Below are 24,272 nucleotides of genomic sequence, written 5' to 3'. Positions count from 1 at the left end.
CCTGCTGGCCGGGTAAACGAAAAAAGGACCGACATCGCCGGTCCTTTTTTTATGCCTGTTCGCCATCTCGCCACAGCGCTTCCAGCTCGGGTGGTGCAACCTGCTCAGGAATCAGTATCACAATCGTTCCTGACTGCTGATGGGTGGCATAGCTGATTTGCAGGCGAAAATAGCGTTGATCGCCACGCCCCATGCTGGCAGCCTGATCTTCTGGTTCACCCAGTGACATCGCCTGCTCAAGCACGCTGCATACCCGATGTTTTTGTGGTTCAGGCAATTGCGCCAGGGCAAAACGGCGTTCGCCACGTAAACGTGGGATAAAAGCCAGCCCACCCTCGCGGGCCAGTTCAATAATCGCATCATCGGTGAGTGGGGGAATGTTCACATCACACCTACCTCCTGCCATGCAGATTGAATTGCATCCGCCACCGAGCGATTAAAGCGTTTGCTGGCATGCTGGATGGTAAAGCCAGCAAAGGTGCTGAAATTCGCATCCTGCGGCAGGCTACGGTCACATAACGTGTCATACCATGCCTGACCCGCCAGTTCCCAGGCAAAACCGCCCAGCGCTTTGGCAGCGAGATAAAATGCCCGGTTAGGAATCCCGGAGTTGAGGTGTACGCCACCATTATCATCACGGGTCTCGATGTAATGGGCCATATCGGCAGGTTGCGGATCTTTTCCTAACATCGGATCGTCATACGCCGTGCCAGGCGCTGACATGGAGCGCAGGCCGCGTCCGTTGATCCCTTTTGCCAGCAATCCTTCACCGATGATCCAGTCGGCCTGATCGGCGGTTTGCTGCTGGTGAAATTGTTTTACCAGCGAACCGAACACATCCGACATCGACTCATTCAGCGCACCCGACTGTGAGAAATAAACCAACCCGGCTTCGCTTTCGGTCACGCCGTGGGTTAGTTCATGCGCCACTACGTCGATGGCGATGGTAAAACGATTAAAGATCTCACCATCGCCGTCACCGAACACCATTTGCTGGCCGTTCCAGAATGCGTTCTGATACTCCTTGCCGTAATGCACGGTGCCGTCCAGTTTTAACCCCCGGTTATCCAGCGAGTTACGTTGATAGATTTGCCAGTAGAAATCGTAAGTGATCCCGAGATAGTCCCAGGCTTCTTCTGCTGCCACGTCACCGTTGCCAGGCTGGCCTTCCTGGCGTAACAGCGTGCCGGGCAGATTTTGCGTATGTTCGGCATCGTAAATCGCACGCACCACCTGGCCGGGTGTGGCCGCGCTGTTGGGGGAGGTGGTGCGTTTGTGTTCGGCCATCAGATGTTGAACATGGGTCAGCGTGCGGCGTGCATAATCCTGCTGTGGAGCGGAGCCATGCGCAATAATATTGCGCAACATGTAAGGCGGAATCACGCTGTAAGGCATATCAGACTCCCTGACAGATGAATGTGTCAGAAAGTATAGCAAGGCCCGTAGCGGCGCGATTTATCGCGCAAGGTTTTGCGATTTATTGCGCAGACTTACGAGGGGTAAGGGCGGTCACTTCACTTTCCACCCAACCATCATCCAGCCGGGTGCGTAGCAGATCGCCTTTGCTCAGCTGCTGTATTTTCTTCACCACATGGCCCTGGGTATCCGTGGTGACGCTAAAGCCACGCGCCAGGGTCGCCAACGGGCTGACCCCTTCAAGCTGTGCCGCCAGCGTGCCGAAGCGCTGACGATGCTGATTTAACTGGTTCTGCATTCCCTGTTGCAGCCGATATTGCCACTGCTGTAGCTGTTGCTGAGCACGCAAAATACGTGGCTGTGGCTGCTGTGCGTTCAGGCGTTGTAGCAGACGATCCTGTTGACGACTGGCGCTACGCAGACGCTGATCCATTGCGTCATGGAGTTTCTGCTGCAATTGCAGCAGGGCGGTGTTTTGTCGTGCCAGCCGCAGTTGCGGGTGTTGCTGCTGCAAGCGATGCAGAATACGCGTGTAGCGGCGCTGCTGCTGCGCCAGATAGTAATCCATCGCCATTTCCAGGCGTTGCTGCTGAGATTGCAGACGGCGCAACAATTCCAGCTGATTACGGCTCACCAGCTCAGCGGCGGCTGAGGGGGTTGGCGCACGCAGGTCGGCAACAAAATCGGCGATGGTGACATCAGTTTCGTGGCCGACTGCGCTGACAATCGGCAAGCGGCTGGCAAAAATGGCGCGCGCCACGCGTTCGTCGTTGAAGCTCCACAAATCTTCCAGCGAACCGCCACCGCGTCCGACAATCAGCACATCACATTCATCACGCAGGTTTGCCAGTTCAATGGCGCGCACAATCGCAGCGGGGGCATCCACTCCCTGCACCGCGGTGGGATAAATCACCACCGGCAGGGAAGGGTCACGACGGTGCAGCACGCGCAGCACATCGTGGAGCGCTGCGCCGGTTGCCGATGTGATCACCCCAACCTGGCGTGCCGGGTCCGGCAACGGTTGTTTAAATTGCTGATCAAATAAACCCTCTGCCGCCAGCCGGGTTTTCAACTGTTCGAACTGCTGCTGCAACACGCCTTCACCGGCCGGATGCATGCTTTCGATAATCAGTTGATAGTCGCCACGCGGTTCGTACAGCGTGATACTGGCACGCACCAGCACCTGCTGACCGTGCTGGGGGCGAAAGGCCACCCGACGGTTGCTGTTACGGAACATGGCACAGCGTACCTGGGCACCATCATCCTTCAGGGTGAAGTACCAGTGGCCGGATGCCGGTTGGGTAAAGTTGGAGATCTCGGCGCTGAGCCACACCAGGCCCATTTCATTTTCCAGCAGTTGGCGCACCGTGGTATTCAGGCGGCTGACAGTAAAAATATTGGCGGTTGGCGGTAGCGACATGTGATGGAGATCAAATATCAAATCAGAGGGTTAATTAACCGATACTACATGGCTGGTACAGGGGATCAAGAGTTTTTCTGAAAAAACACTGGAGGCAACCGATTTCGGCCTGTATAATGCCGCGGCAATATTTTATCTGTTCTCATTCACCCCCAGGTTGAGATATTGCCATGCTACGAATCGCTAAAGAAGCACTCACATTTGACGACGTTCTGCTCGTTCCTGCTCATTCTACCGTTCTGCCTAACACGGCCGATCTCAGCACCCAACTGACGAAAAACATTCGTCTGAACATCCCTATGCTCTCCGCAGCGATGGACACCGTGACCGAAGCCGGTCTGGCGATCGCGCTGGCACAGGAAGGTGGTCTGGGCTTTATCCACAAAAACATGTCAATTGAGCGCCAGGCGGATGAAGTTCGCAAGGTGAAGAAACACGAAAGCGGCGTGGTCACCGAGCCACAAACCGTGCTGCCGACCACCACCCTGGCGGAAGTGAAAGAACTGACCGAGCGTAACGGCTTTGCCGGTTACCCGGTGGTTAATGCCGACAACGAATTGGTAGGTATCATCACCGGTCGTGACGTGCGTTTCGTGACCGATCTGAGCCAGCCAGTTTCTGCGGTGATGACACCGAAAGAGCGCCTGGTCACGGTGAAAGAGGGCGAAGCCCGTGACATCGTGTTGCAGAAAATGCACGAAAAACGCGTTGAGAAAGCGCTGGTGGTGGATGACAGCTTCCACCTGCTGGGCATGATCACCGTTAAAGATTTCCAGAAAGCCGAACGTAAACCGAACGCCTGTAAAGATGCGCAGGGCCGTCTGCGTGTGGGTGCGGCGGTAGGTGCCGGTGCGGGCAACGAAGAGCGTGTTGATGCGCTGGTTGCGGCAGGCGTGGACGTTCTGCTGATCGACTCCTCACACGGTCACTCTGAAGGTGTGTTGCAGCGTATCCGTGAAACTCGTGCGAAATACCCGGACCTCGAGATTATCGGCGGCAACGTTGCCACCGGTGCTGGTGCGCTGGCGCTGGCGCAGGCGGGTGTGAGCGCGGTGAAAGTGGGTATTGGCCCTGGCTCCATCTGTACTACCCGTATCGTAACCGGCGTAGGTGTTCCGCAGATCACCGCCGTTTCTGACGCGGTAGAAGCGCTGGAAGGTACCGGTATTCCGGTGATTGCTGATGGCGGTATCCGTTTCTCTGGCGACATCGCAAAAGCAATCGCAGCCGGTGCGGCGGCAGTCATGGTCGGCTCTATGCTGGCGGGTACGGAAGAATCTCCGGGTGAAATCGAGCTGTATCAGGGCCGTTCATTCAAATCCTACCGTGGCATGGGTTCACTGGGCGCGATGTCTAAAGGTTCTTCAGACCGTTACTTCCAGACCGATAATGCCGCCGACAAACTGGTGCCGGAAGGTATCGAAGGTCGCGTAGCCTATAAAGGCCGTCTGAAAGAGATCGTGCACCAGCAGATGGGCGGTTTGCGCTCCTGTATGGGGCTGACCGGTTGTCCGACTATCGATGACCTGCGCACCAAAGCAGAATTTGTGCGCATCAGCGGCGCAGGCATTCAGGAGAGCCACGTCCATGACGTGACCATCACCAAAGAGTCGCCGAACTACCGCTTGGGTTCATAATCCCGTAAGATTTACCGCCCGGCTTTAGCCGGGCGCTTTTATTATTAAGTCCATCCCAATGGAAACGCCGCAATGACGACTGAAAATATTCATAAACATCGCATTTTGATCCTCGATTTTGGTTCTCAGTATACGCAACTGGTCGCGCGCCGCGTGCGTGAGCTGGGCGTCTACTGCGAACTCTGGGCGTGGGATGTCACCGAAGAGCAAATTCGTCAGTTCAACCCGAACGGCATCATTCTTTCTGGCGGCCCGGAAAGTACTACCGAACTGAACAGCCCGCGTGCACCGGAATACGTTTTCAACGCTGGTGTGCCAGTGCTGGGCGTGTGCTATGGCATGCAGACCATGGCGATGCAGCTGGGTGGTAAAGTTGAAGGCTCCACCGAACGTGAGTTTGGTTATGCGCAGGTTGAAGTGACAACCCCGAGCGCGCTGATTCGTGACATCGAAGATGCCATCAGCGACGCAGGCAAACCGCTGCTGGACGTATGGATGAGCCACGGTGACAAAGTGACTGCCATCCCGGCTGACTTCGTTACCGTCGCCAGCACCGAAACCTGTCCGTTTGCCATCATGGCCAACGAAGAGAAGCGTTTTTACGGCGTGCAGTTCCACCCGGAAGTGACTCACACCCGTCAGGGGCTGCGTATGCTGGAGCGCTTTGTGCGCGATATCTGCGGCTGTGAAGCGCTGTGGACCCCGGCAAAAATCATCGAAGATGCGGTTGAGCGTATTCGCGAGCAGGTTGGCGAAGACAAAGTCATCCTTGGCCTGTCTGGCGGCGTGGATTCTTCCGTCACTGCGATGCTGCTGCACCGCGCGATTGGTGACCGTCTGACCTGTGTATTCGTCGACAACGGCCTGCTGCGTCTGAACGAAGCTGACCAGGTGCTGGAGATGTTTGGCGACCACTTCGGGCTGAACATTGTCCACGTAGCGGCGGAAACGCGTTTCCTTGAAGCGCTGGCGGGTGAAAACGATCCGGAAGCCAAACGCAAAATCATCGGTCGCGTATTCGTTGAAGTCTTCGACGAAGAAGCGGGCAAACTGACTGACGTAAAATGGCTGGCGCAGGGCACCATCTATCCGGATGTGATTGAGTCTGCGGCTTCTGCCACTGGCAAAGCGCATGTCATCAAATCGCACCACAACGTCGGTGGCCTGCCGAAAGAGATGAAGCTGGGTCTGGTCGAGCCGCTGAAAGAGTTGTTCAAAGACGAAGTGCGCAAAATCGGTCTGGAGCTGGGCCTGCCATATGCCATGCTGTATCGTCACCCGTTCCCGGGTCCGGGCCTTGGCGTGCGCGTGTTGGGCGAAGTGAAGAAAGAGTATTGCGACCTGCTGCGTCGTGCCGATGCCATCTTCATTGAAGAACTGCATAAAGCTGACCTGTATAACAAAGTCAGCCAGGCGTTCACCGTGTTCCTGCCGGTCCGTTCTGTGGGGGTGATGGGCGATGGTCGTAAATACGATTGGGTGGTGTCACTGCGCGCAGTCGAAACCATCGACTTTATGACCGCACATTGGGCGCACCTGCCGTATGACTTCCTTGGTCGTGTCTCCAACCGCATCATCAACGAAGTGAACGGCATTTCGCGTGTGGTTTACGATATTTCAGGTAAACCACCGGCAACCATTGAGTGGGAATAATCCCCACTTCAGTTGCATAATCATCCTGAGCCCGCATTATTGCGGGCTTTTTTGTTTCATCAACCCGGCCCGTCACTGCCCGCCGCCAGCAGCGGCACCACCACATCGCTAATCGGGGTAGCGATACCGTGGACACGGCCATAGCGCTGTACGACGCCGTTGCGGATGTCCCATTCCAGTGGGCGATCGGCCTGGCGATCCGCCAGAATCGACGTACCTAAATCCACCGGTGCACGATGGAAGCCATCGACAATTTCCTGTGGCACCGCATCACTCAGATTCGCGCCTTCTGCGCGTGCTACCGACAGACATTCGCGCAGATACGCCAGCGCCAGTTCAGTGATATCAGGACGCGAAAACATTCCGGCACGACGATTTGCCATCACCATCAACCCGGCGACCGCGTTCTGCAATAACTTACGCCAGGCAATCGATTTAAAATCGTCTGAGATATCGACCTGACAGCGGGTATCGCGCAACGCGGTCACCACCAGGTGGGTCTGTGGGGTCGCCGGCAGAGTCAGGCGGGGTTTGGCGCGCAGCCACACCGAGGCGTCAGGTTCACGTTGCGCAGGGAACCACACCACTGAGGGCAGAACGGTGGCACCTGCGACAAAGGGGGCCAACTGTGCTGGCTGTTCAACACCGTTTTGCAGCGCGCAGATGACCGTCTGTTCATCGCACAGCGCGGCCAGCCACGGGGCGGTGGCTGTAATTTGGGTGGTTTTTACTGCAACGAAAACCAGATCGAAGGGGGCTGCTACTGCCGCCGGATTTGTCAGTACCGGACCAGGCACAATGATGTTGCCTTCATCGGTACGCAGCTCCAGTTGCGGATGAGCCGTGCGCCCAAAAATGGTTGGCGTGCGTCCCACCTCATGCAGTGCAGCCGCAATAGTGGTGCCAATAGCGCCGGGGCCAATCAGCGCAACAGTGGGATTTTCGTTTTTCATTATGATTACCCTTTTATGAATTTGATGGTCATCCATACTGCATGGTAATGATGACAGAATAACGTAGCAGACTTTTAATTCTCCACCGTCAGCGCCTCCTTACGTAGCGTCACAATCATCCACGCCAACCATCACCGCTTGAATATCCCACCGCATAGTTAGTGAATACAAACTCACCATTTCGTTGCAAGATAATCAGACGTTTTTTTCACCAACAGGATTTCCTTAATGCTGCCATTGAAAGCCGTTGTCTTCACGTTTTTATGTGTTGTGTTGCTCTCGCTGGGAGCCAGTCTGGCGCAGGCTAACCGCAGCGGTGAGCTCTCCAGCGAACGCGGTGGCTGGTGGTCGGCACGGCGAGATTCTGCTGGCATCGCCCCCGATCCGCGCGTCTATGCTTCTCAAGCCATTGTTCAGGTCTATGCCGCCCCCACCTATGGCTGGAAAGGGGCGGTGGCGGTCCATCCGTGGATTATTTTTAAACGCGCCGGAGAAACGCAGTACAACCGCTATGAGGTGATTAGCTGGGGCAGTGACGATAAAGTGCGGCACAACGCCAATCTCCCCGATGGCTACTGGTATGGTGCACGGCCAAGATTGCTGGTCGATCATCGCGGGGCGGCAGCGCAGGCGATGATTCCGCAGATTGAAGCCGCGATCAAATCCTATCCCTGGCCGCAGACCTACCATGCCTGGCCAGGCCCGAACAGCAACACCTTCCTCGCCCATATTGGTCGTGAAGTACCGGCACTGGCGTTGGATTTACCTGCCAACGCGGTCGGCAAAGATTATCGCCCTTTGTGGCGGCCTATTGGGTTGCCGCCATCGGGGCGTGGGATTCAGGTATCAGTGCTGGGGGTGGCGGGGGTGACTCTCGGCGCGGAAGAAGGGTTTGAACTCAATATTTTGGGGTTGAATATGGGGCTGGATTTTACCCCATTGCGTCTGCGACTGCCTTTTATTGGCGGCATTGGCAGCGACAACGTGCAGCAGGATAATCCGCCGGGCTAATCCCCGGCGAAGCCCATCAACACACGCCGAAGTCACCGTCTTCGTGATAGAGATTGACGGTATCGGCTTTGATCGCAATTTCCTTTTTGGTGGCATCATCAATCCGGGCGCACCACAGGGTATCGCCGTCAACGCGTAGCACCAACATTTTTGGACCACCGGTTTTCGACTGCACAAAATCATCCACGTTAAACATCGTATTCTCCTGCGAGGTTAAGGTATGGCTGATTCTAGCTGGCAGATAGCGCTCCTGCGCATTAGGTTGTGCGAAATTACGCGTGCAACAAAAACAGGGTGGCGAGGCCGAGGAAAATAAAGAACCCGCCGGTATCGGTGATGGCGGTAATCAGCACGCTGGAGCCGACCGCCGGATCACGTTTCAGCTTGGTCATAATGAGCGGGATCAGCACCCCCATCAGCGCGGCCAGCAGCAGGTTCAGCACCATCGCCAGCATCATAACGCCACCTAACGCCAGATTATCGTACATCATCCAGGTGACGGCCCCCATGATGCCGCCCCAGAACACGCCGTTAAGCAGCGCAACACCCAGCTCACGTATAATCAGAAACGAAAAGTTGCCCGGCTCCACCTGATGCAGCGCCAGGGCGCGCACAATCATGGTGATGGTCTGATTGCCGGTGTTGCCGCCAATGCCGGCGACAATCGGCATCAGGGTAGCCAATGCCACCAGTTGTGAAATGGTTTCTTCAAACAGACCGATAACGCGGGATGCAACGAAAGCGGTGCAGAGGTTAATCGCCAGCCATGCCCAGCGCTTGCTCACTGCTTTGCGTACCGGCGCGAAGACATCCTCCTCCTGACTGATACCGCCCATTTTACGGATATTGCTCTCATTCTCTTCATTGACGAGGTCAATCACGTCTTCGACGATAACGCGGCCGATCAGCTTGCCTTTGGCGTCGGTAACGGCGGCAGAAATCAGGTTATAACGCTCAAACGCGCCTGCGGCATCTTCGGCTTTATCGTTGAGCTGGAAGGTGGTCGGCGTGGCATTCATCACCGCGTCCACCCGCGTTTCTGGCGGATTGAGCAGGATGGTGGTGAGTGGCAGTTCACCCAGCAGTTGATTGGTTTTATCCGTGATAAACAGCTTATCGGTGCCATCCGGCATGGTCTGACGTCGGCGCAGAAAGCGTTGTACGGTGCCGAGGGTGACATCGGCGCGCACCGTCAGAATGTTGAAATCCATAATACGACCAACCCGATCGCGATCGAACTCCACCACGCTGAGAACATGGGCGCGTTGGCTGGGATCGAGGGTAGTCAACAGACGGCCAGTCAGATCACGCGGCAGATAGCGCGCCAGATAAGCCTGATCGTCAATATCCAGCGGCTGGATCGCGCGCAGAATTTCGCGATCGGTCATACTTTCCGTCAGACTGGCCCAGACGGTTTCGGACGCTTCCACCAATACCCGACCACGCTGTTCACAGGGTACTAAGCGCCACAACGCCTGGCGTTCCTCCTGCGGCAGCGCCTCAAGAATATCGGCCAAATCCGCGGCGTGCAGCATCTGCAAATCGCCTTCCAACTGATGACGCCACTCGCTGACTTCTTTCAGTTTGCTGGCAGGCAGGTCAACCGACTTATCCAGCAGGACATCAACCAGGTCGTGTTGCGTGAGCAGCAGGTTAAGAATGCGATGGCGGGTTTCAGTCAGTTGTTGCGCGGGCGTGGCAGACATAACGCGTCCTTTGTGTCTGTAAATGTCAGTTCGAAGTGTAGTGCGTTACGGGTAAACAGAACGTAACAAACATCATCGTCGCAATGGACAATGTGGCGGCGCAGTGACTCGCAAATTCCTTAACGCGTGTCGTTACTGCTTTGTGTCACCGGATCAGATGTGGCTTTCTTTTGCTGATGATGCTCAATGGCACCAGGGATGGTAAAAATCAGACGGCCAACCAAAATAAAAAAACTGATCAGCAAAACAATACGTGTCATCGAACCGGTTTTGGGACGTCTTCGTGCGGGGAAAGCGTTATTCACGCGGGGTGTTTCCTGTTGATACCCTTCTGGGCGATTGCAACATTTAGTCATACTTAGATCGCTAAATCAATCGCTGGGTGAAAAATGAGCAGAAAAGGTTAAAAATACCCACTCAACACGTAGCGGCGCGATTTATCGCGCAATTTCGTGCGCGTTGCAGGAAAACCCGCGCGATAAATCGCGCCGCTACGGTCAGTAACTTGCCTTTTGCGCCAGCAACGTGGCGAAACGACAGCGGATGCGCTGGCCGTTTTCATCACGGCGATGCAACTCACCCACATGTTCGTTGTATTTCACGATATGCCAGTTGCGATAGTAGTGGCTCAGTTCGCCGGATTTAAAGGTGAACGGGAAATCCAGCGGGTTGGGATAGTCATCGGTACTCATCGCCGCGACGATCAGGTTATAGCCATATTTCACCGTGCTGGCCTGCATATCAGCAATCAACTGCGGGATGCTCTGCGGTTGCAGGAACATCATCACTACGGTGGACAGCACCAGCTGATACTCGCCGTTGAAGCGCACCTGATTCAGGTCACAGGATTCAGCGCGGATATTTTGCAGCTGCTCCTCATGGATAATCTGCTGCAACCGCGCCAGACTCTGCGGATTGCTGTCCCAGCCTGTCACATCAAAGCCCTGCTGGTTGAGAAACAGGCTGTTGCGGCCCTGGCCGCATCCCAAATCCAGCGCTTTACCGGGCGTTAATTTGGGCAGCGCTTCCAGCACTTCCGAATGCGGTGGCGTCAGGCCATATTTTTCCGCGAAATAGTTGTCAGGACGAATGCTCATAGTAACCCGCGTTTACTCCTCTTGCAGAATCAGGTTCCAGCCGGTCACTTCATTCCAGTAGCTTTGCTCGCGCTCCAGATCCAACTGCACCAATGTATTCTGGCTAAAGTAGCCAGACGGGAAGGTGAGCGTCCAGTGGCCGTCATCGGTGGACAATTTCAGCGAATCCGGACGCGTGGTCGCCTGGCGCTGATTGTTCAGCAGGGTGCCGAGACGCAGCAGGAAAACCAACGGTAAGAATTGCTTCTTTTTAAACAGGGTGAAGCGCGGCATCTCATCCATCTTCACCGCTTTACGATGGAAGCGTACCAGCATCGCCAGCAGCATCTGTTGATCCTGGTTAAAGCCCGGCATGTTGGTGTTTTGCAGGATATAGGCCGAATGGCGCTGCATACCGCTATGGTTAATGGTCAGCCCGACTTCATGCAGCAGCGCCGCCCATTTCAGCAGGGCAGAAAGCTGCGGGTTAGCCAGTTTGGGATTCTGATCGAGCCATTGCAGATAAAGTTGTTCGGTGGTTTCCAACACGCGGCGAGCCTGATCGCTGTCAATAGCGTAGTGGTTTGCCAGACTCTGGGCGGTGCGGCTACGAATGTCCTGATGACGGAAGCGACCTTCCATTTCATACAGCACGCCTTCGCGCAGCGCACCATCCGACAGACGCAGCTCGCGGATGGCCAGCGCATCAAACACGCCACACAAGATCGCCAGGCCCGGAACAAACACCACTTTGCGCTCCTCGGACAAACCCGGCAGGCTGAGTGCAGCAAAGGATTTGTGCTTGATCACCTCGCTGTACAACTGGTCCAGTCGTTCCGGGGTAATCAGTTTCTCTTTCTCGCCCATCGCCAGCAGCACTTCGCAGGCCGCTTTGATGGTTCCTGATGCGCCCAGCGCATACTGCCAGCCATGCAGGCGATATTGCCACGACAGGGTTTCCAGCTTCTGTGCTGCTGCCAGACGGGCGCGACGAAAGTTTTCCGGCGAGATTTCCCCTTTCGGGAAGTAGAGCTGGGCAAAGCTGACGCAACCCATTCGGCGGCTTTCCACCAGTTGTGGCTCAAAATCTTCGCCAATCACCAGCTCAGTCGAACCACCGCCGATATCAATGACCAGCTTGCGGCCTTTCTCCGGCTGGGTGTGCTCCACACCCATAAAGATCAGACGTGCTTCCTCATTCCCGGAGATCACCTCAATCGGGTATGGAATGACGTCGGCCGCGCGTTGCAAAAACTCTTCCGCATTGATGGCCTGACGCAGCGTATGCGTCCCGACGATGGTTACGTTGGCTGGACTGAATCCCTGTAAACGCTCGGCAAATAACGCCAGGCAATTCAGCCCGCGTTGAATGGCTTCTTCGCTCAGCCGATTTTGTGCGTCCAGCCCATCGGCCAGATGCACGCGTTGCTTGAGGCGTCCCAACACCTGCATGGCGCCATCCACCACACGGGCAATCACCATATGGAAACTGTTGGAGCCAAGGTCGATGGCCGCAAACTCCTGAGGCTTTGGCGTACTCTTATGGGATATTGGCATAGGAATTATTCAGGTTGTTCCAGTTGCTTGATGTAATCGTAAATCGCCAGTTGCGAGCGCACTTTTCTGCGGTTGCCGCGCGGCACATAACGGTTACTCAGTTCTTTGTCCACGATACGGGCTTTAACTGTATCGCTAAACAGGATGGCGATGATATCCAGCACGCGCTGTTTCAGACGCGGGTCGAGGATCGACACGGCCACTTCAATACGGTAATCGATGTTACGTGTCATCCAATCCGCAGAGGAGAGGAACACTTTTTTATCGCCGCCGCTTTCGAAAATATAGACGCGGTCATGCTCAAGATAGCGGTCAACGATGCTAATCACGCGAATATTTTCGCTGATACCCGGTAAATCAGGGATCAGCGAGCACATGCCGCGTACCAGCAGGTTCACTTTCACCCCCGCCGCTGAAGCAGCATACAACCGATCTACCAACCCGTTATCTACCAGGTTATTAATTTTCAGCGTAATGCCCGCTGGAATTCCCTGCTGCACGTTGGCAATTTCGTTATCAATCAATTGATAAAGCATACTGCGCGAATTTTGCGGCGAAACCATTAAATGGTCGAAACTCACCGGGCGATAAGGGTTTTCAATAAAGTTAAACACCCGACGCACTTCGTTGGTGATACGAGCATCCGCCGTCAGCAAAGAGTAGTCAGTATAAAGGCGCGCGGTCTTCTCGTTAAAGTTACCGGTGCCGATATGCGCGTAGCGCACAATCTCTTCCCCTTCGCGACGCGAAATCAGGAACAGCTTGGCGTGAATTTTCAGACCCGGCGCAGAGAAGATAACGTGGACGCCAGCTTCGGTCAGACGCTTGGCCCAGTGGATGTTGGCTTCTTCATCGAAACGTGCCTGTAGCTCCACCACCACCGTCACTTTTTTGCCGTTGTAGGCGGCGTGGATCATCGCATCCATGATGCGTGAGTTCTTGGCTACACGGTAGATGTTGATTTTGATCGCCAGCACGCTCGGGTCGAAAGACGCCTGACGCAGCAGTTCCAGCACATGCTCAAAGGTATGATACGGATAGTAGAGCAGCACATCGCGGTTACGAATCGCATCAAAGCCGTTGCGGAAGCCATCAAAACCGATATGACGGATCTGTGGCAACGGGCGATTTTCCAGATTGCTTTTGCCCTCATTCGGGAAGCTAATAAAATCTTTAAAGTTGTGGTAACGGCCACCCGGCACCACCGAATCGTAGTTGGAGATGGAAAGTTTATGGCGCAGCATCTCCACCATTTCATCTGGCATATCCCGTTGATACACGAAGCGCACCGGCTCCGCATTCAGACGCTGCTTCAGGCTGGAAGACATCAGCTCCAGCAAGCTGGATTCCATCTCCGTGACCAGATCGTACTCTGCATCGCGCGTCATCTTCATCGAATAGGCGTTCAGCGCATCATAGTCGTAGAAGCCTTTAAAGATATCATCAAGGCAATAACGCAGGATATTATCCAACAGGATCATCGGTTTACGACGACGTGGCGACTCAGCAGGCAGGTTAACGAAGCGCGGCACTTTATCGGACGGAATCTCCAGCAGTGCGTAGCGTTTATCGTCCCCACGAATAATTTCTACCGCCAGGTAGGTGTAATCATCTTTCAGGAATTCGATTAAGTCGGTGTCGTGATTGACCAGAATTGGCGTGATGTGCTGACGCAACTGATGCTTGAAATAGTAACGTAACCATACCTGCTGGTTGGGTGACAGTTGGCGTTCGTTAATCAGGAAGATCTGATTACGCGCCATTTCCAGCAGCAGATCGTTATACAGCGCATCAAATTCCTGGTCAGACTTCAGTACCCGTTGTTGAATCTTCTTCAGCAGGTGGCGTGGCGTGCTGGGTGAACCTTGTTCTTCCCCAATCAGAATGCGGCGTTTTAAATCGGCAAAGCGAACTTTATAAAATTCATCAAGGTTGTTCGAATAGATCCCGAGGAAACGCATACGTTCAATCAGCGGGTTACTTTTATCCGCTGCTTCCTGTAACACGCGTTCGTTGAAAGATAACCAGCTTAATTCTTTTTCTATATACAGCTTTTCCTGACCCATTCTGACTCCGTGATGCTGTTGCTGGACGGGATGCCCGGCGAAAAGGCGCGATTGCGCTGTTTCGCACAGTCTCCCTCACCATTATGGCGAGAGTATGGCAGGCTTGTCCAACGCCAACAGTTGTCTTATCAATCAGCTACGGGCAACATAGCGGCTTGTCTACGAGCCTAACCCTGATCTGCATGAGCATAACAAGCATTCCCGTCCACTTTAGCGATAAACGCCGCCGTGCCATTGACCGGTGGGTTAAGCGTATCGTCACCGCTTGCGGTGTGGGAATTTTGCTACTGATGTTACTGCTGTTCTTCTGGTTAATCTGGGTCGTATTGCCCCTTTTTAGCACGCCAGGTGTGCAGGTGGTTGCCAGTCAACAGCTGTGGGACAAAGCCCCGGTGTTGGCAATGGGCAGCGACGGGTCGCTCGGTTGGCGTATCAGCCGTAACGAAGCACGTTTTATTCCGCTGGATGGACAACCTGCCGGACCTGCGCTGGCGTTGCAGGGCAAACCGGATGCGGTAGCGCAGAGCGCCGACCATCACAGCCTGCTGCTGAATATGCAGGGCGATTTACTGCTGATGCAGCCGGTTAACGGCGAATGGCGCTTTCCACTCGGCGATCGTCCGTTACATCTTCCCCAGGGGGCGGTGTCCCACATGGCGCTGGCTACGCTCACGGACAACCAATGGCGGATTGCGGCGCAAACCGCTGCCGGAATTGTTCTCCTGACACTGGATAACTCAAACCGCGTTGGTCAAATTCTTCTGCCGCAGCAGCAGGCCGATCGCCTGTTGCTCTCACCCGATGGCAGCGTGCTGTATACCAGCGAAGGCCGCCTGTTGCGCGTCTGGCAAGTCAGCGCGGATGGCGCGCAATTGCGCGAAACGCAAACCCTGACGGAGAAACCGCAAAGCCTGCATCTGTTGGCTGGGGGGCGTACCTTATTGATTCAGGATACGCGCGGCGTCAGCCAGTGGTTTGCCATTGCCGGGCCGCAGGGGCCGCGTTTACAGGAAATACGCACCTTCAATGCCAGCACGGGCGCGAGCTTAATTGTCACTGAGTCCCAGCGTCGCGTATTCGCCACTCTGAATGCGGCAGGCGAGGTTAGCCTGTTTGCCAGCAAACAGCCGGGACCGATTGTCACCCGCAAACTGGCTCCCGGCGTTCAGGCGGCTGCGTTCTCTCCACGCGGTGACACGCTGCTGCTGGAGCGGGCAGGGCAATGGCAGCGTCTGCGCCTCGACGATCCCTGGCCGGATTTCAGTTGGCGTAATTTGTGGCAAAAAATCTGGTACGAAAACTACCCGCAGCCCGATTGGGTGTGGCAATCCACCGCCGCAGGGGACAGCTATCAGGCGAAGTTTAGTCTGATACCGCTGGTGATTGGCACGTTGAAAGCGGCCAGCCTGGCGCTGCTGTTTGCCACGCCGCTGGCGCTGGCAGCGGCGATGTATACCGCATGGTTTATGACGCCGGGTTTGCGTCGCTGGGTCAAGCCGGGCATTGAGATGATGGGGGCGCTGCCGAGCGTGGTCATCGGTTTGATTGCCGGGATCTGGCTGGCACCGCACATCAGCAATGCGTTGATTGGCGTGCTGTTGTTGCCACTGGTGCTGGCAGCGACCTTGCTGTTATGTGGCCTGTTCAGCCCGCGTCTGCCCGCACGCTGGCGTCAGCCGGGCTACGAAGTGTTGCTGTTGCTGCCGATATTGCTGGCCGTCACCCTGTTTACGCTGTGGCTACCCACTTATATCTGGCCAAATATCGGGGAACGTCTGGCCCATTATGAGCAACGTAACCTGCTGGTGGCCGCGCTGGCGATGGGGTTCGCGCTGGTGCCGCTAATCTTTACCTTAGCGGAAGATGCCTTGTTCAGTGTGCCGCTCTCATTGGGGCAAGGGTCGCTGGCATTGGGGGCGACACCGTGGCAAACCCTGACGCGCGTGGTGCTGCCGGGGGCTTCAGCGGGTATTTTTGCCGCATTGATGATCGGTTTTGGTCGGGCGTTGGGTGAAACCATGATCGTGCTGATGGCGACCGGCAATACGCCGGTGAGCGAAGGTGGCTTGTTTGCCGGGCTGCGCGCGTTGTCAGCCAATATCGCCATTGAGATGCCGGAGGCGGCAGCAGGGAGTGCCCATTATCGTATCTTGTTCCTTAGCGCACTGATTCTGTTGATTTTTACCCTGATTATTAACACGGTGGCGGAGGTCATTCGCCAGCGTCTGCGCCAGCGTTACAACCAGCATGAGGGGCAGGGATGAAGGCGATGCGCCAAAATGATCGCTGGCGCTGGCTCACCGCCGGTGCGGTGGCCGTCTGTTTGTTGGCTTTTACCTTGCTGATTGGGCTGCTGGCCTGGCAGGGTATGCGCGCCTTCTGGCCCCAGCCGGTCGATCAATATCAGTTCCAGCCACCCGATGGTGAACCGGTGAAGCTGCTGGGCGAGACAGTGCAGCGCCAGCAGCATGGCAGCGGCTGGCGTTATGTGGTGAAAACCGGGAATCGTGATTTTGCTCCGCCTGATTTCCGCGTCATTGACAGTCAAAACCAGGCCGAAATTCGTCAGCCGCCGGATGTGATGGTGTTGCAACGGCGCAGCGGCGGGAATGCTTACGGCTGGTTTATCGAATTGCGTGAAAATAATGAAGTGCTGACGGCGCGCGATCGCGATGCGCTGCTGCATCAGCGTTTAAAAGCGGCCCATGAGCAGCTACGTCAGGCGAGCCAGATCCGGCGTATTGATATGGCGCGTCTCAATGCCCAGTTGGAAAACCTGCAACAACAGGCGGAAGAGCAGCAACGCAAAGGGGCGTTCAGTGCGCGGCGGCAATCCGAATACGATGCCAACAGCGCCGCGCTGCAACGGCGTTTTAGCGCCCTGGCTAATCAACTGAGCCAGCTGCAAAGTGAAAGCCAGCGGGATGTGCTGGTGCTGCGCGATGTGCAGGGGCAGGACCATGTGATTCCGTTGGCGCAAATTGTCGCGGCCTGGTACCCGAATAGCATGAGCTTCGGCCAGAAAGTGCAACATTTCTTCAGCCAGGTGTGGCAATTTGTCAGCAATAATCCGGCGGCGGGCGAAAGCGAAAGTGGCGCGCTACCGGCAATTTTTGGCACCGTGCTGATGGTACTGCTGATGTCGGTCATCGTTATGCCGCTTGGCGTGGTGGCGGCACTCTGGCTGCATGAATATGCCGGACGTAATGCTCTGACCCGGCTGGTACGAATTGCGGTGGTCAATCTGGCGGGTGTGCCATCGATTGTGTACGGCGTGTTTGGCCTTGGCTTTTTTGTCTGGCTGATTGGCGGCACTATCGACCAATTGTTTTACTCACGCGCACTGCCAAACCCGACATTTGGCACCCCGGGTTTGTTATGGGCGGCGCTGACGCTGGCGTTGCTGACGTTGCCGGTGGTGATCGTCGCCACCGAGGAAGGATTATCACGCATTCCGGACAGCCTGCGACAGGGATCGCTGGCGCTGGGAGCCACTCAGGCGGAAACCCTGTGGCGTGTGGTGTTGCCACTGGCAGTGCCAGCGATGCTGACCGGTTTGATTCTGGCGGTCGCGCGTGCAGCCGGGGAAACCGCCCCATTGATGCTGGTTGGCGTGGTGAAGATGGTGCCGGAACTCCCGGTGGACGCAGTATTTCCGTATTTACATCTTGACCGCAAGTTTATGCACCTCGGTTTTCAGATTTACGATCTGGCATTTCAAAGCCCGAATATCGACGCTGACCGCCCGCTGGTTTATGCCACCGCCCTGTTGCTGGTGGTAATTATCCTGTCGCTCAACCTGCTGGCGATGGTGTTGCGCCACCGCCTGCGTGAGCGTTACCGGCTTATGACGCATTAAAAGGTTCTCCACATGACCCCTGATTACGACATTGCCCTCAAGGTTAATCAGCTTTCGCTGTGGTATGGCGAGCGCCAGGCGCTGAATAACATTGACCTGCAACTGCCGAAGAACCATATCACGGCGCTGATCGGCCCTTCCGGCTGTGGCAAATCGACGCTGCTGCGTTGTTTTAATCGCATGAATGATGTGATTGATGGTAGCCGCATGGAAGGGGAGATTTGGCTGGGGCAGCATGCCATTATGCAACCGGAGCAGGATCTGGCTGCACTGCGTCGCCGTGTCGGCATGGTGTTTCAGCGACCTAACCCGTTCCCCAAATCAATCTATGAAAACGTGGTGTATGGCCTGCGTTTGCAAGGGGTGCGTGACCGCCGGATATTGAATGAAGCCTGCGAACGTGCGCTACGCGCGGCGGCGTTATGGAGTGAAGTGAAAGATCAGCTGGGGCAAAACGCGTTAACCCTCTCGACCGGTCAACAGCAACGGTTGGTGATTGCACGCGCGATCGCCATTGAACCGGAAGTCTTATTGCTGGACGAGCCAACTTCCGCGCTCGATCCCATCTCCACGCTGGTGATTGAAGAATTAATGACGACGCTCAAGCAGCATTTCACGCTGGTGCTGGTAACGCACAACATGCAGCAGGCGGCGCGCGTGTCCGATTACACCGCGTTTATGCATAACGGGCAGTTGGTGGAGTTTGATGAAACCGACCGTATCTTTACCTCACCACAAGCGCGGCGTACGGAAGATTACATTACCGGTCGATTTGGTTGAGGAAAATACAAAGAACAAGCGCGATAAATCGCGCCGCTACGAAGGGTTGCAAATACGGTAGCGGCGCGATTTATCGCGCGAAGTTAGTATTGAATCTGAGTTCAATCGTGAGCGTAGCCCTGCGGTGGCAGCGGTTGATCATCCAGCCAGGCCGCACCCTCGCGCATCTGCAAACGTCCTTCCACAAACCAGCTAATCACCAGCGGATAGATGGCATGTTCCTGGTGCTGTACGCGGGCGGTAACATCCTCTTCCGAATCATCGGCAAACACCGGTACGCGCGCCTGTAAAATAATCGGCCCGCCATCCAGTTCATCGGTGACGAAATGCACCGAAGTACCATGTTCTGCGTCGCCATTCTCCAGTGCCTGACGATGGGTATGCAGGCCGGGATATTTTGGCAACAGGGAAGGATGGATATTGACCAGACGGTCATGATAATGCGCGACAAATGCCTGGCTGAGGATACGCATATATCCCGCCAGCACCACCAAATCAGGGGCGTAAGCATCAATCTCCTGCATCAGCTGGCGATCAAAGGCGTCACGGTCAGCGAATTGACTGGCAGCCAGCGCATGAGTTGGCACACCGGCTTCCTGCGCACGGGTTAAACCCAACGCTGAAGATTTATTACTGAAAACGGCAGCCACGCTGCCGTTAATACGCCCGCTTGCGCAGGCGTCAAGGATGGACTGAAGATTGCTGCCGTTGCCGGAGATCAGTACAACCAGTTTTTTCATGGGTTGATAACCACACGCTCTTCAGAATCAGACGCTTTGATCACACCAATCTTCCACGCCTGCTCGCCTGCGTCAGTCATCAGCTGTACCGCTTTATCAGCTTCGGCTGCGCTCAGCGCAATCACCATGCCCACGCCACAGTTAAAGGTGCGGTACATTTCGTGACGGCTAACATTACCGGCCTGCTGCAACCAGTTGAACACTGCCGGCCACTGCCAGCTGCTTTCTTCCAGCACCGCCTGGGTGTTATCCGGCAGTACGCGCGGAATATTTTCCCAGAAGCCACCACCGGTCAGGTGCGCAATGGCGTGCACATCAACCTGTTCGATCAGGCTCAGGATGTTTTTCACGTAAATGCGGGTCGGTGCCAGCAGATGATCGGCCAGCGGTTTGCCTTCCAGCTGTTTGGTTTCCGGGTTAGTCTGGCTGACTTCCAGGATCTTACGTACCAGCGAGTAACCGTTAGAGTGCGGACCACTGGAACCCAGCGCGATCAGAACATCGCCATCCTGCACTTTCGAGCCGTCGATGATCTCTGATTTTTCCACCACGCCGACGCAGAAACCCGCCACGTCGTAATCTTCGCCGTGATACATTCCAGGCATCTCTGCGGTTTCACCGCCAACCAGCGCACAGCCTGATTGCAGGCAACCTTCAGCGATACCGGTAATCACCGAGGAAGCGGTGTCAACATCCAGTTTGCCGGTGGCATAGTAGTCGAGGAAGAACAGCGGCTCAGCGCCTTGTACCACCAGATCGTTCACGCACATCGCCACCAGATCGATACCGATGCTGTCATGGCGCTTAAGATCCATCGCCAGACGCAGCTTGGTGCCGACGCCGTCGGTGCCGGAGACCAGCACTGGCTCGCGGTATTTCTGCGGCAGCGCACAAAGCGCGCCAAAGCCCCCCAGTCCACCCATCACTTCCGGGCGGCGGGTCTTTTTCACTACGCCTTTAATGCGGTCAACCAGAGCGTTACCTGCGTCAATATCAACACCGGCGTCTTTGTAGCTGAGAGAGGTCTTGTCGGTCACTGCGGAATCCCCACGCGAGTTGCGGTTGGTGGTTAAAATAAAGCGGCGTAATTCTACCAGCGCAGGCAAACGTTTGCGAGTCCCATCTCACGCCCCCTTTGCACGGCACCGCTTTTTCGCTAATCCTTAATCTCAGATGGTGGAAGGCGTTGTATTGACCAATGACATATGGCGCAGCAGGAAAAAGGCGGTATAATCCCGCGATTTTTTTTAGCTCAACTCAATTCCGGGAGAACAATCATGAAGATCGTGGAAGTCAAACACCCGCTGGTCAAACATAAACTGGGCCTGATGCGTGAGCATGATGTCAGTACTAAACGCTTCCGCGAACTGGCGTCAGAAGTTGGCAGCCTGCTGACTTATGAAGCCACTGCCGACCTGGCAACCGAGCGCGTTACGATTGAAGGCTGGAATGGCCCGGTAGAAATCGAACAAATCAAAGGCAAAAAAATTACCGTCGTACCGATTCTGCGTGCCGGTCTGGGCATGATGGAAGGCGTGCTGGAACACGTACCGAGCGCGCGTATCAGCGTGGTCGGCGTTTACCGTGATGAAGAGACGCTGGAGCCGGTACCGTACTTCCAGAAACTGGTTTCCAACATCGAAGAGCGCATGGCGCTGGTGGTGGATCCGATGCTGGCAACCGGCGGCTCGATGATCGCCACTATCGACCTGCTGAAAAAAGCCGGTTGTAACAGCATCAAGGTGCTGGTGCTGGTGGCGGCACCGGAAGGTATTGCCGCGCTGGAAAAAGCGCATCCTGACGTTGAACTCTATACCGCTTCAATCGACAAAGGCCTGAACGAGAAGGGATACATTATTCCTGGTCTCGGCGATGCCGGCGACAAGATTTTCGGAACCAAATAAATAAAGCAGCCGGCCAGAGAGTCGGCTTTTTTTTGGCAAAAATGCACCACACAACTCAAGGGGATCACTGAATGACTCGTCGCGCCATCGGCGTTAGCGAACGACCGCCGCTACTCAAAACCATTCCACTCAGTCTGCAACATCTGTTCGCCATGTTTGGCGCAACCGTGCTGGTGCCGATTTTGTTTCACATCAACCCGGCCACGGTGCTGCTGTTTAACGGGGTAGGGACGCTGCTGTATCTCTTCATCTGTAAAGGGAAAATCCCGGCTTATCTCGGCTCCAGCTTCGCCTTTATTTCTCCGGTGCTGCTGCTGTTACCGTTGGGTTATGAAGTCGCGCTGGGCGGCTTCATCCTCTGCGGTTTCCTGTTCTGTGTTGTTGCCCTGATAGTGAAAAAGGCGGGCACCGGCTGGCTGGACGTGATGTTCCCGCCTGCGGCAATGGGTGCGATTGTGGCGGTTATCGGCCTTGAGCTGGCGGGCGTGGCGGCTAATATGGCTGGTCTGCTGCCTGCTGAGGGCACCTCACCTGATGGCACCACCGTGTTTATTTCGCTGGTGACGCTGGGTGTTACCGTGTTTGGCTCCGTGCTGTTCCGTGGCTTCTTTGCCATTATCCCGATTCTGATTGGTGTGCTGGTTGGCTACGCGCTTTCTTCTTTTATGGGCATCGTAAACTGGGCGTCGGTTGAGAATGCGCCGTGGTTTGCACTGCCGACGTTCTATACGCCACGTTTTGAGTGGGCGGCGATGTTGACCATTCTGCCTGCGGCGCTGGTGGTGATCGCCGAGCACGTTGGTCACCTGGTGGTGACGGCGAATATCGTGAAAAAAGATCTGATCCGCGATCCGGGCCTGCATCGTTCCATGTTCGCCAACGGCCTTTCCACCATGATCTCCGGTTTCTTTGGTTCAACCCCCAACACCACCTACGGTGAGAACATCGGCGTCATGGCGATCACCCGTGTCTACAGCACCTGGGTGATCGGCGGGGCGGCAATCCTGGCGATTCTGCTCTCCTGCGTCGGCAAACTGGCCGCCGCGATTCAGGCGATTCCGGTGCCGGTGATGGGTGGCGTGTCACTGCTGCTGTACGGGGTGATCGGTGCTTCAGGTATTCGTGTGCTGATTGAATCCAAAGTGGATTACAACAAAGCGCAGAATCTGATCCTCACTTCGGTGATCCTGATCATCGGCGTCAGCGGTGCCAAAGTGCATATCGGTGCCGCCGAGCTGAAAGGTATGGCGCTGGCGACCATTGTTGGCGTGGCACTCAGCCTGATCTTCCGCGTAATCAGCTTGTTACGTCCGGAAGAAGTGGTTCTGGATGCTGAAGAGCAACGCGAACCCTAAGCGCGTTTGCCGGGCAGGGAAGCCCGGTTCATCTCTGGCAAGGATCGTGATAGACTTGCCCCGTTTTCTGCCCGTTCATACGCTGAGGTGCTTCTGAACACGCCGGCACAGCTTTCACTGCCACTTTACTTACCTGATGACGAAACCTTTGCCAGCTTTTGGCCTGGGGAAAATCCGTCCCTGTTAGCCGCACTTCAGGGTGCGCTGGTGCAACAACACGGCAGCTATCTCTATTTCTGGTCGCGCGAAGGCGGTGGCCGCAGCCATCTGCTGCACGCTGCTTGTGCCGAAATGTCGGCACGCGGTGAAGCGGTCGGCTATGTCCCACTGGACAAACGCACCTGGTTCGTACCGGAAGTGCTGGAAGGGATGGAGCATCTGGCACTGGTGTGCATCGATAATATCGAGTGCATCGCCGGGGACGCCGAGTGGGAGATGGCGATCTTTGATCTCTATAACCGCATTCTGGAAATCGGCAAAACCCGTCTGTTGATCACCGGCGATCGCCCGCCGCGCCAGCTCAATCTCGGGTTGCCGGATCTGGCATCGCGTCTCGACTGGGGCCAGATCTACCGTTTACAGCCATTGTCGGATGACGACAAGTTGCAGGCGATGCAATTGCGTGCCGGGATCCGCGGCTTTGAATTGCCGGAGGATGTCGGGCGTTTCCTGTTGAAACGCCTCGACCGCGAAATGCGTACTCTGTTTGAAACCCTGGATCGACTGGATCGCGCCTCCATCAGCGCGCAGCGTAAACTCACCATTCCCTTTGTTAAAGAAGCGCTGGGGCTTTAAATAATCTCCAGCACCGCTTCGGGCGGGCGGCCAAGGCGCGCCTGTTCACCGTTGATCACAATCGGGCGCTCGATCAGTTTGGGATGCTCAACCAGCGCCTGAATCAGCTGATCCTCGCTAAGACCGGGTTCAGCTAACCCCAGCGATTTATACAGATCTTCTTTGCGGCGCATCAGCTCGCGTGCACTCGTCATACCCAGTTTTTTCAGCAACGCTTTCAGCGTTTGCGCATCAGGCGGTGTTTCCAGATACAGCACCACTTCCGGCTGCACTCCCTGCTGTTGCAGCAGCGCCAGCGTCTCGCGGCTCTTGCTGCAACGTGGATTATGATAAATGGTCACCAT

General features: G+C 55.7%; 22 protein-coding genes. 9 read left to right on the top strand and 13 right to left on the bottom strand.

Annotated elements, in window-relative coordinates; all coding sequences use genetic code 11:
• Positions 1 to 49: 49 nt before the first annotated feature.
• From AC6I8R_RS15335 to xseA, 3 genes are all read right to left on the bottom strand, one after another.
• Positions 50 to 406 (bottom strand): protealysin inhibitor emfourin, encoded by a 357-nt coding sequence (locus AC6I8R_RS15335; protein ID WP_497829381.1) that lies wholly within the window; start codon positions 404 to 406, stop codon positions 50 to 52.
• Positions 382 to 1,395, bottom strand: a complete 1,014-nt coding sequence (locus AC6I8R_RS15330) for a M4 family metallopeptidase (RefSeq protein WP_021184340.1) — start codon at positions 1,393 to 1,395, stop codon at positions 382 to 384. Before AC6I8R_RS15330 ends, AC6I8R_RS15335 begins: the two co-directional genes overlap by 25 nt.
• 82 nt (positions 1,396 to 1,477) lie before the next feature.
• Entirely contained in the window at positions 1,478 to 2,836 is a 1,359-nt protein-coding gene (gene xseA / locus AC6I8R_RS15325) for an exodeoxyribonuclease VII large subunit (protein WP_497832544.1), read from the bottom strand.
• Between the two features lie 170 nt (positions 2,837 to 3,006).
• Between xseA and guaB the strand changes: the two genes are divergently transcribed.
• Complete coding sequence (guaB, locus tag AC6I8R_RS15320) at positions 3,007 to 4,473, top strand: IMP dehydrogenase (RefSeq protein WP_013510071.1); 1,467 nt, start codon at positions 3,007 to 3,009, stop codon at positions 4,471 to 4,473.
• Positions 4,474 to 4,545: 72 nt separating this feature from the next.
• Positions 4,546 to 6,126: a glutamine-hydrolyzing GMP synthase gene (gene guaA / locus AC6I8R_RS15315; RefSeq protein WP_021184338.1), complete on the top strand. Its 1,581-nt coding sequence runs from the start codon at positions 4,546 to 4,548 to the stop codon at positions 6,124 to 6,126.
• Positions 6,127 to 6,185: 59 nt separating this feature from the next.
• Here guaA and AC6I8R_RS15310 read toward each other — a convergent pair whose 3' ends face one another.
• Positions 6,186 to 7,079, bottom strand: coding sequence for an oxidoreductase (locus tag AC6I8R_RS15310; RefSeq protein WP_415175169.1), 894 nt, complete (start codon positions 7,077 to 7,079; stop codon positions 6,186 to 6,188).
• 228 nt (positions 7,080 to 7,307) lie between these two features.
• Between AC6I8R_RS15310 and AC6I8R_RS15305 the strand changes: the two genes are divergently transcribed.
• Positions 7,308 to 8,090 (top strand): DUF3750 domain-containing protein, encoded by a 783-nt coding sequence (locus tag AC6I8R_RS15305; protein ID WP_497832543.1) that lies wholly within the window; start codon positions 7,308 to 7,310, stop codon positions 8,088 to 8,090.
• 16 nt (positions 8,091 to 8,106) lie between these two features.
• Here the strand turns inward: AC6I8R_RS15305 and AC6I8R_RS15300 are convergent, their stop codons facing one another.
• The 6 genes from AC6I8R_RS15300 to ppk1 form a co-directional block, all read right to left on the bottom strand.
• A complete protein-coding gene (locus AC6I8R_RS15300) occupies positions 8,107 to 8,286 on the bottom strand; it encodes a GDFGVC terminal motif YodC-like protein (protein WP_021184335.1) in 180 nt (59 codons plus the stop codon).
• Between the two features lie 76 nt (positions 8,287 to 8,362).
• Positions 8,363 to 9,796: a magnesium transporter gene (mgtE, locus tag AC6I8R_RS15295; RefSeq protein ID WP_021184334.1), complete on the bottom strand. Its 1,434-nt coding sequence runs from the start codon at positions 9,794 to 9,796 to the stop codon at positions 8,363 to 8,365.
• Between the two features lie 119 nt (positions 9,797 to 9,915).
• Complete coding sequence (locus AC6I8R_RS15290; protein ID WP_036626450.1) at positions 9,916 to 10,101, bottom strand: YfgG family protein; 186 nt, start codon at positions 10,099 to 10,101, stop codon at positions 9,916 to 9,918.
• 192 nt (positions 10,102 to 10,293) lie between these two features.
• A complete protein-coding gene (gene tehB, locus AC6I8R_RS15285) occupies positions 10,294 to 10,893 on the bottom strand; it encodes a tellurite resistance methyltransferase TehB (RefSeq protein WP_021184331.1) in 600 nt (199 codons plus the stop codon).
• 12 nt (positions 10,894 to 10,905) lie between these two features.
• Positions 10,906 to 12,429, bottom strand: a complete 1,524-nt coding sequence (gene ppx, locus AC6I8R_RS15280; protein WP_021184330.1) for an exopolyphosphatase — start codon at positions 12,427 to 12,429, stop codon at positions 10,906 to 10,908.
• Between the two features lie 5 nt (positions 12,430 to 12,434).
• Positions 12,435 to 14,495: a polyphosphate kinase 1 gene (ppk1, locus tag AC6I8R_RS15275; protein ID WP_021184329.1), complete on the bottom strand. Its 2,061-nt coding sequence runs from the start codon at positions 14,493 to 14,495 to the stop codon at positions 12,435 to 12,437.
• Positions 14,496 to 14,677: 182 nt separating this feature from the next.
• On the opposite strand from ppk1, the gene AC6I8R_RS15270 reads away from it, so the two are divergent.
• The 3 genes from AC6I8R_RS15270 to pstB are packed head-to-tail and all read left to right on the top strand — an operon-like array spanning position 14,678 to position 19,134.
• Positions 14,678 to 16,759: an ABC transporter permease subunit gene (locus tag AC6I8R_RS15270; RefSeq protein WP_415175167.1), complete on the top strand. Its 2,082-nt coding sequence runs from the start codon at positions 14,678 to 14,680 to the stop codon at positions 16,757 to 16,759.
• The gene (pstA, locus tag AC6I8R_RS15265; RefSeq protein WP_415175166.1) at positions 16,756 to 18,354 is read left to right on the top strand and encodes a phosphate ABC transporter permease PstA; all 1,599 of its coding nucleotides are present in this window, start codon (positions 16,756 to 16,758) and stop codon (positions 18,352 to 18,354) included. The genes AC6I8R_RS15270 and pstA overlap by 4 nt, the downstream gene beginning before the upstream one ends.
• A 12-nt stretch (positions 18,355 to 18,366) precedes the next feature.
• Entirely contained in the window at positions 18,367 to 19,134 is a 768-nt protein-coding gene (gene pstB, locus AC6I8R_RS15260; RefSeq protein WP_208723832.1) for a phosphate ABC transporter ATP-binding protein PstB, read from the top strand.
• A gap of 101 nt (positions 19,135 to 19,235) precedes the next feature.
• Here pstB and purN read toward each other — a convergent pair whose 3' ends face one another.
• Together purN and purM are read right to left on the bottom strand one after the other, a co-directional pair.
• Positions 19,236 to 19,874: a phosphoribosylglycinamide formyltransferase gene (gene purN, locus AC6I8R_RS15255; protein ID WP_497832542.1), complete on the bottom strand. Its 639-nt coding sequence runs from the start codon at positions 19,872 to 19,874 to the stop codon at positions 19,236 to 19,238.
• A complete protein-coding gene (gene purM, locus AC6I8R_RS15250; RefSeq protein WP_013510051.1) occupies positions 19,871 to 20,911 on the bottom strand; it encodes a phosphoribosylformylglycinamidine cyclo-ligase in 1,041 nt (346 codons plus the stop codon). Before purM ends, purN begins: the two co-directional genes overlap by 4 nt.
• A 240-nt stretch (positions 20,912 to 21,151) precedes the next feature.
• Between purM and upp the strand changes: the two genes are divergently transcribed.
• The 3 genes from upp to hda all read left to right on the top strand — a co-directional run bounded on the left by upp (position 21,152) and on the right by hda (position 23,928).
• Entirely contained in the window at positions 21,152 to 21,778 is a 627-nt protein-coding gene (upp, locus tag AC6I8R_RS15245; protein WP_021184323.1) for a uracil phosphoribosyltransferase, read from the top strand.
• Between the two features lie 71 nt (positions 21,779 to 21,849).
• Positions 21,850 to 23,133: a uracil permease gene (gene uraA, locus AC6I8R_RS15240; RefSeq protein ID WP_208723836.1), complete on the top strand. Its 1,284-nt coding sequence runs from the start codon at positions 21,850 to 21,852 to the stop codon at positions 23,131 to 23,133.
• Positions 23,134 to 23,220: 87 nt separating this feature from the next.
• Positions 23,221 to 23,928 (top strand): DnaA inactivator Hda, encoded by a 708-nt coding sequence (gene hda, locus AC6I8R_RS15235; protein WP_021184321.1) that lies wholly within the window; start codon positions 23,221 to 23,223, stop codon positions 23,926 to 23,928.
• On the opposite strand, the gene arsC is transcribed toward hda, so the two are convergent.
• Positions 23,925 to 24,272 carry an arsenate reductase (glutaredoxin) gene (arsC, locus tag AC6I8R_RS15230; RefSeq protein WP_415175165.1) on the bottom strand — a complete coding sequence of 116 codons (348 nt, stop codon included), beginning with the start codon at positions 24,270 to 24,272 and terminating at the stop codon, positions 23,925 to 23,927. The two genes, hda and arsC, sit on opposite strands and share 4 nt — an antisense overlap.

It is taken from the genome of Pantoea sp. X-Soil-OKNW-713 (assembly GCF_059730685.1).
This window is presented reverse-complemented; position numbering and strand designations above follow the sequence as displayed.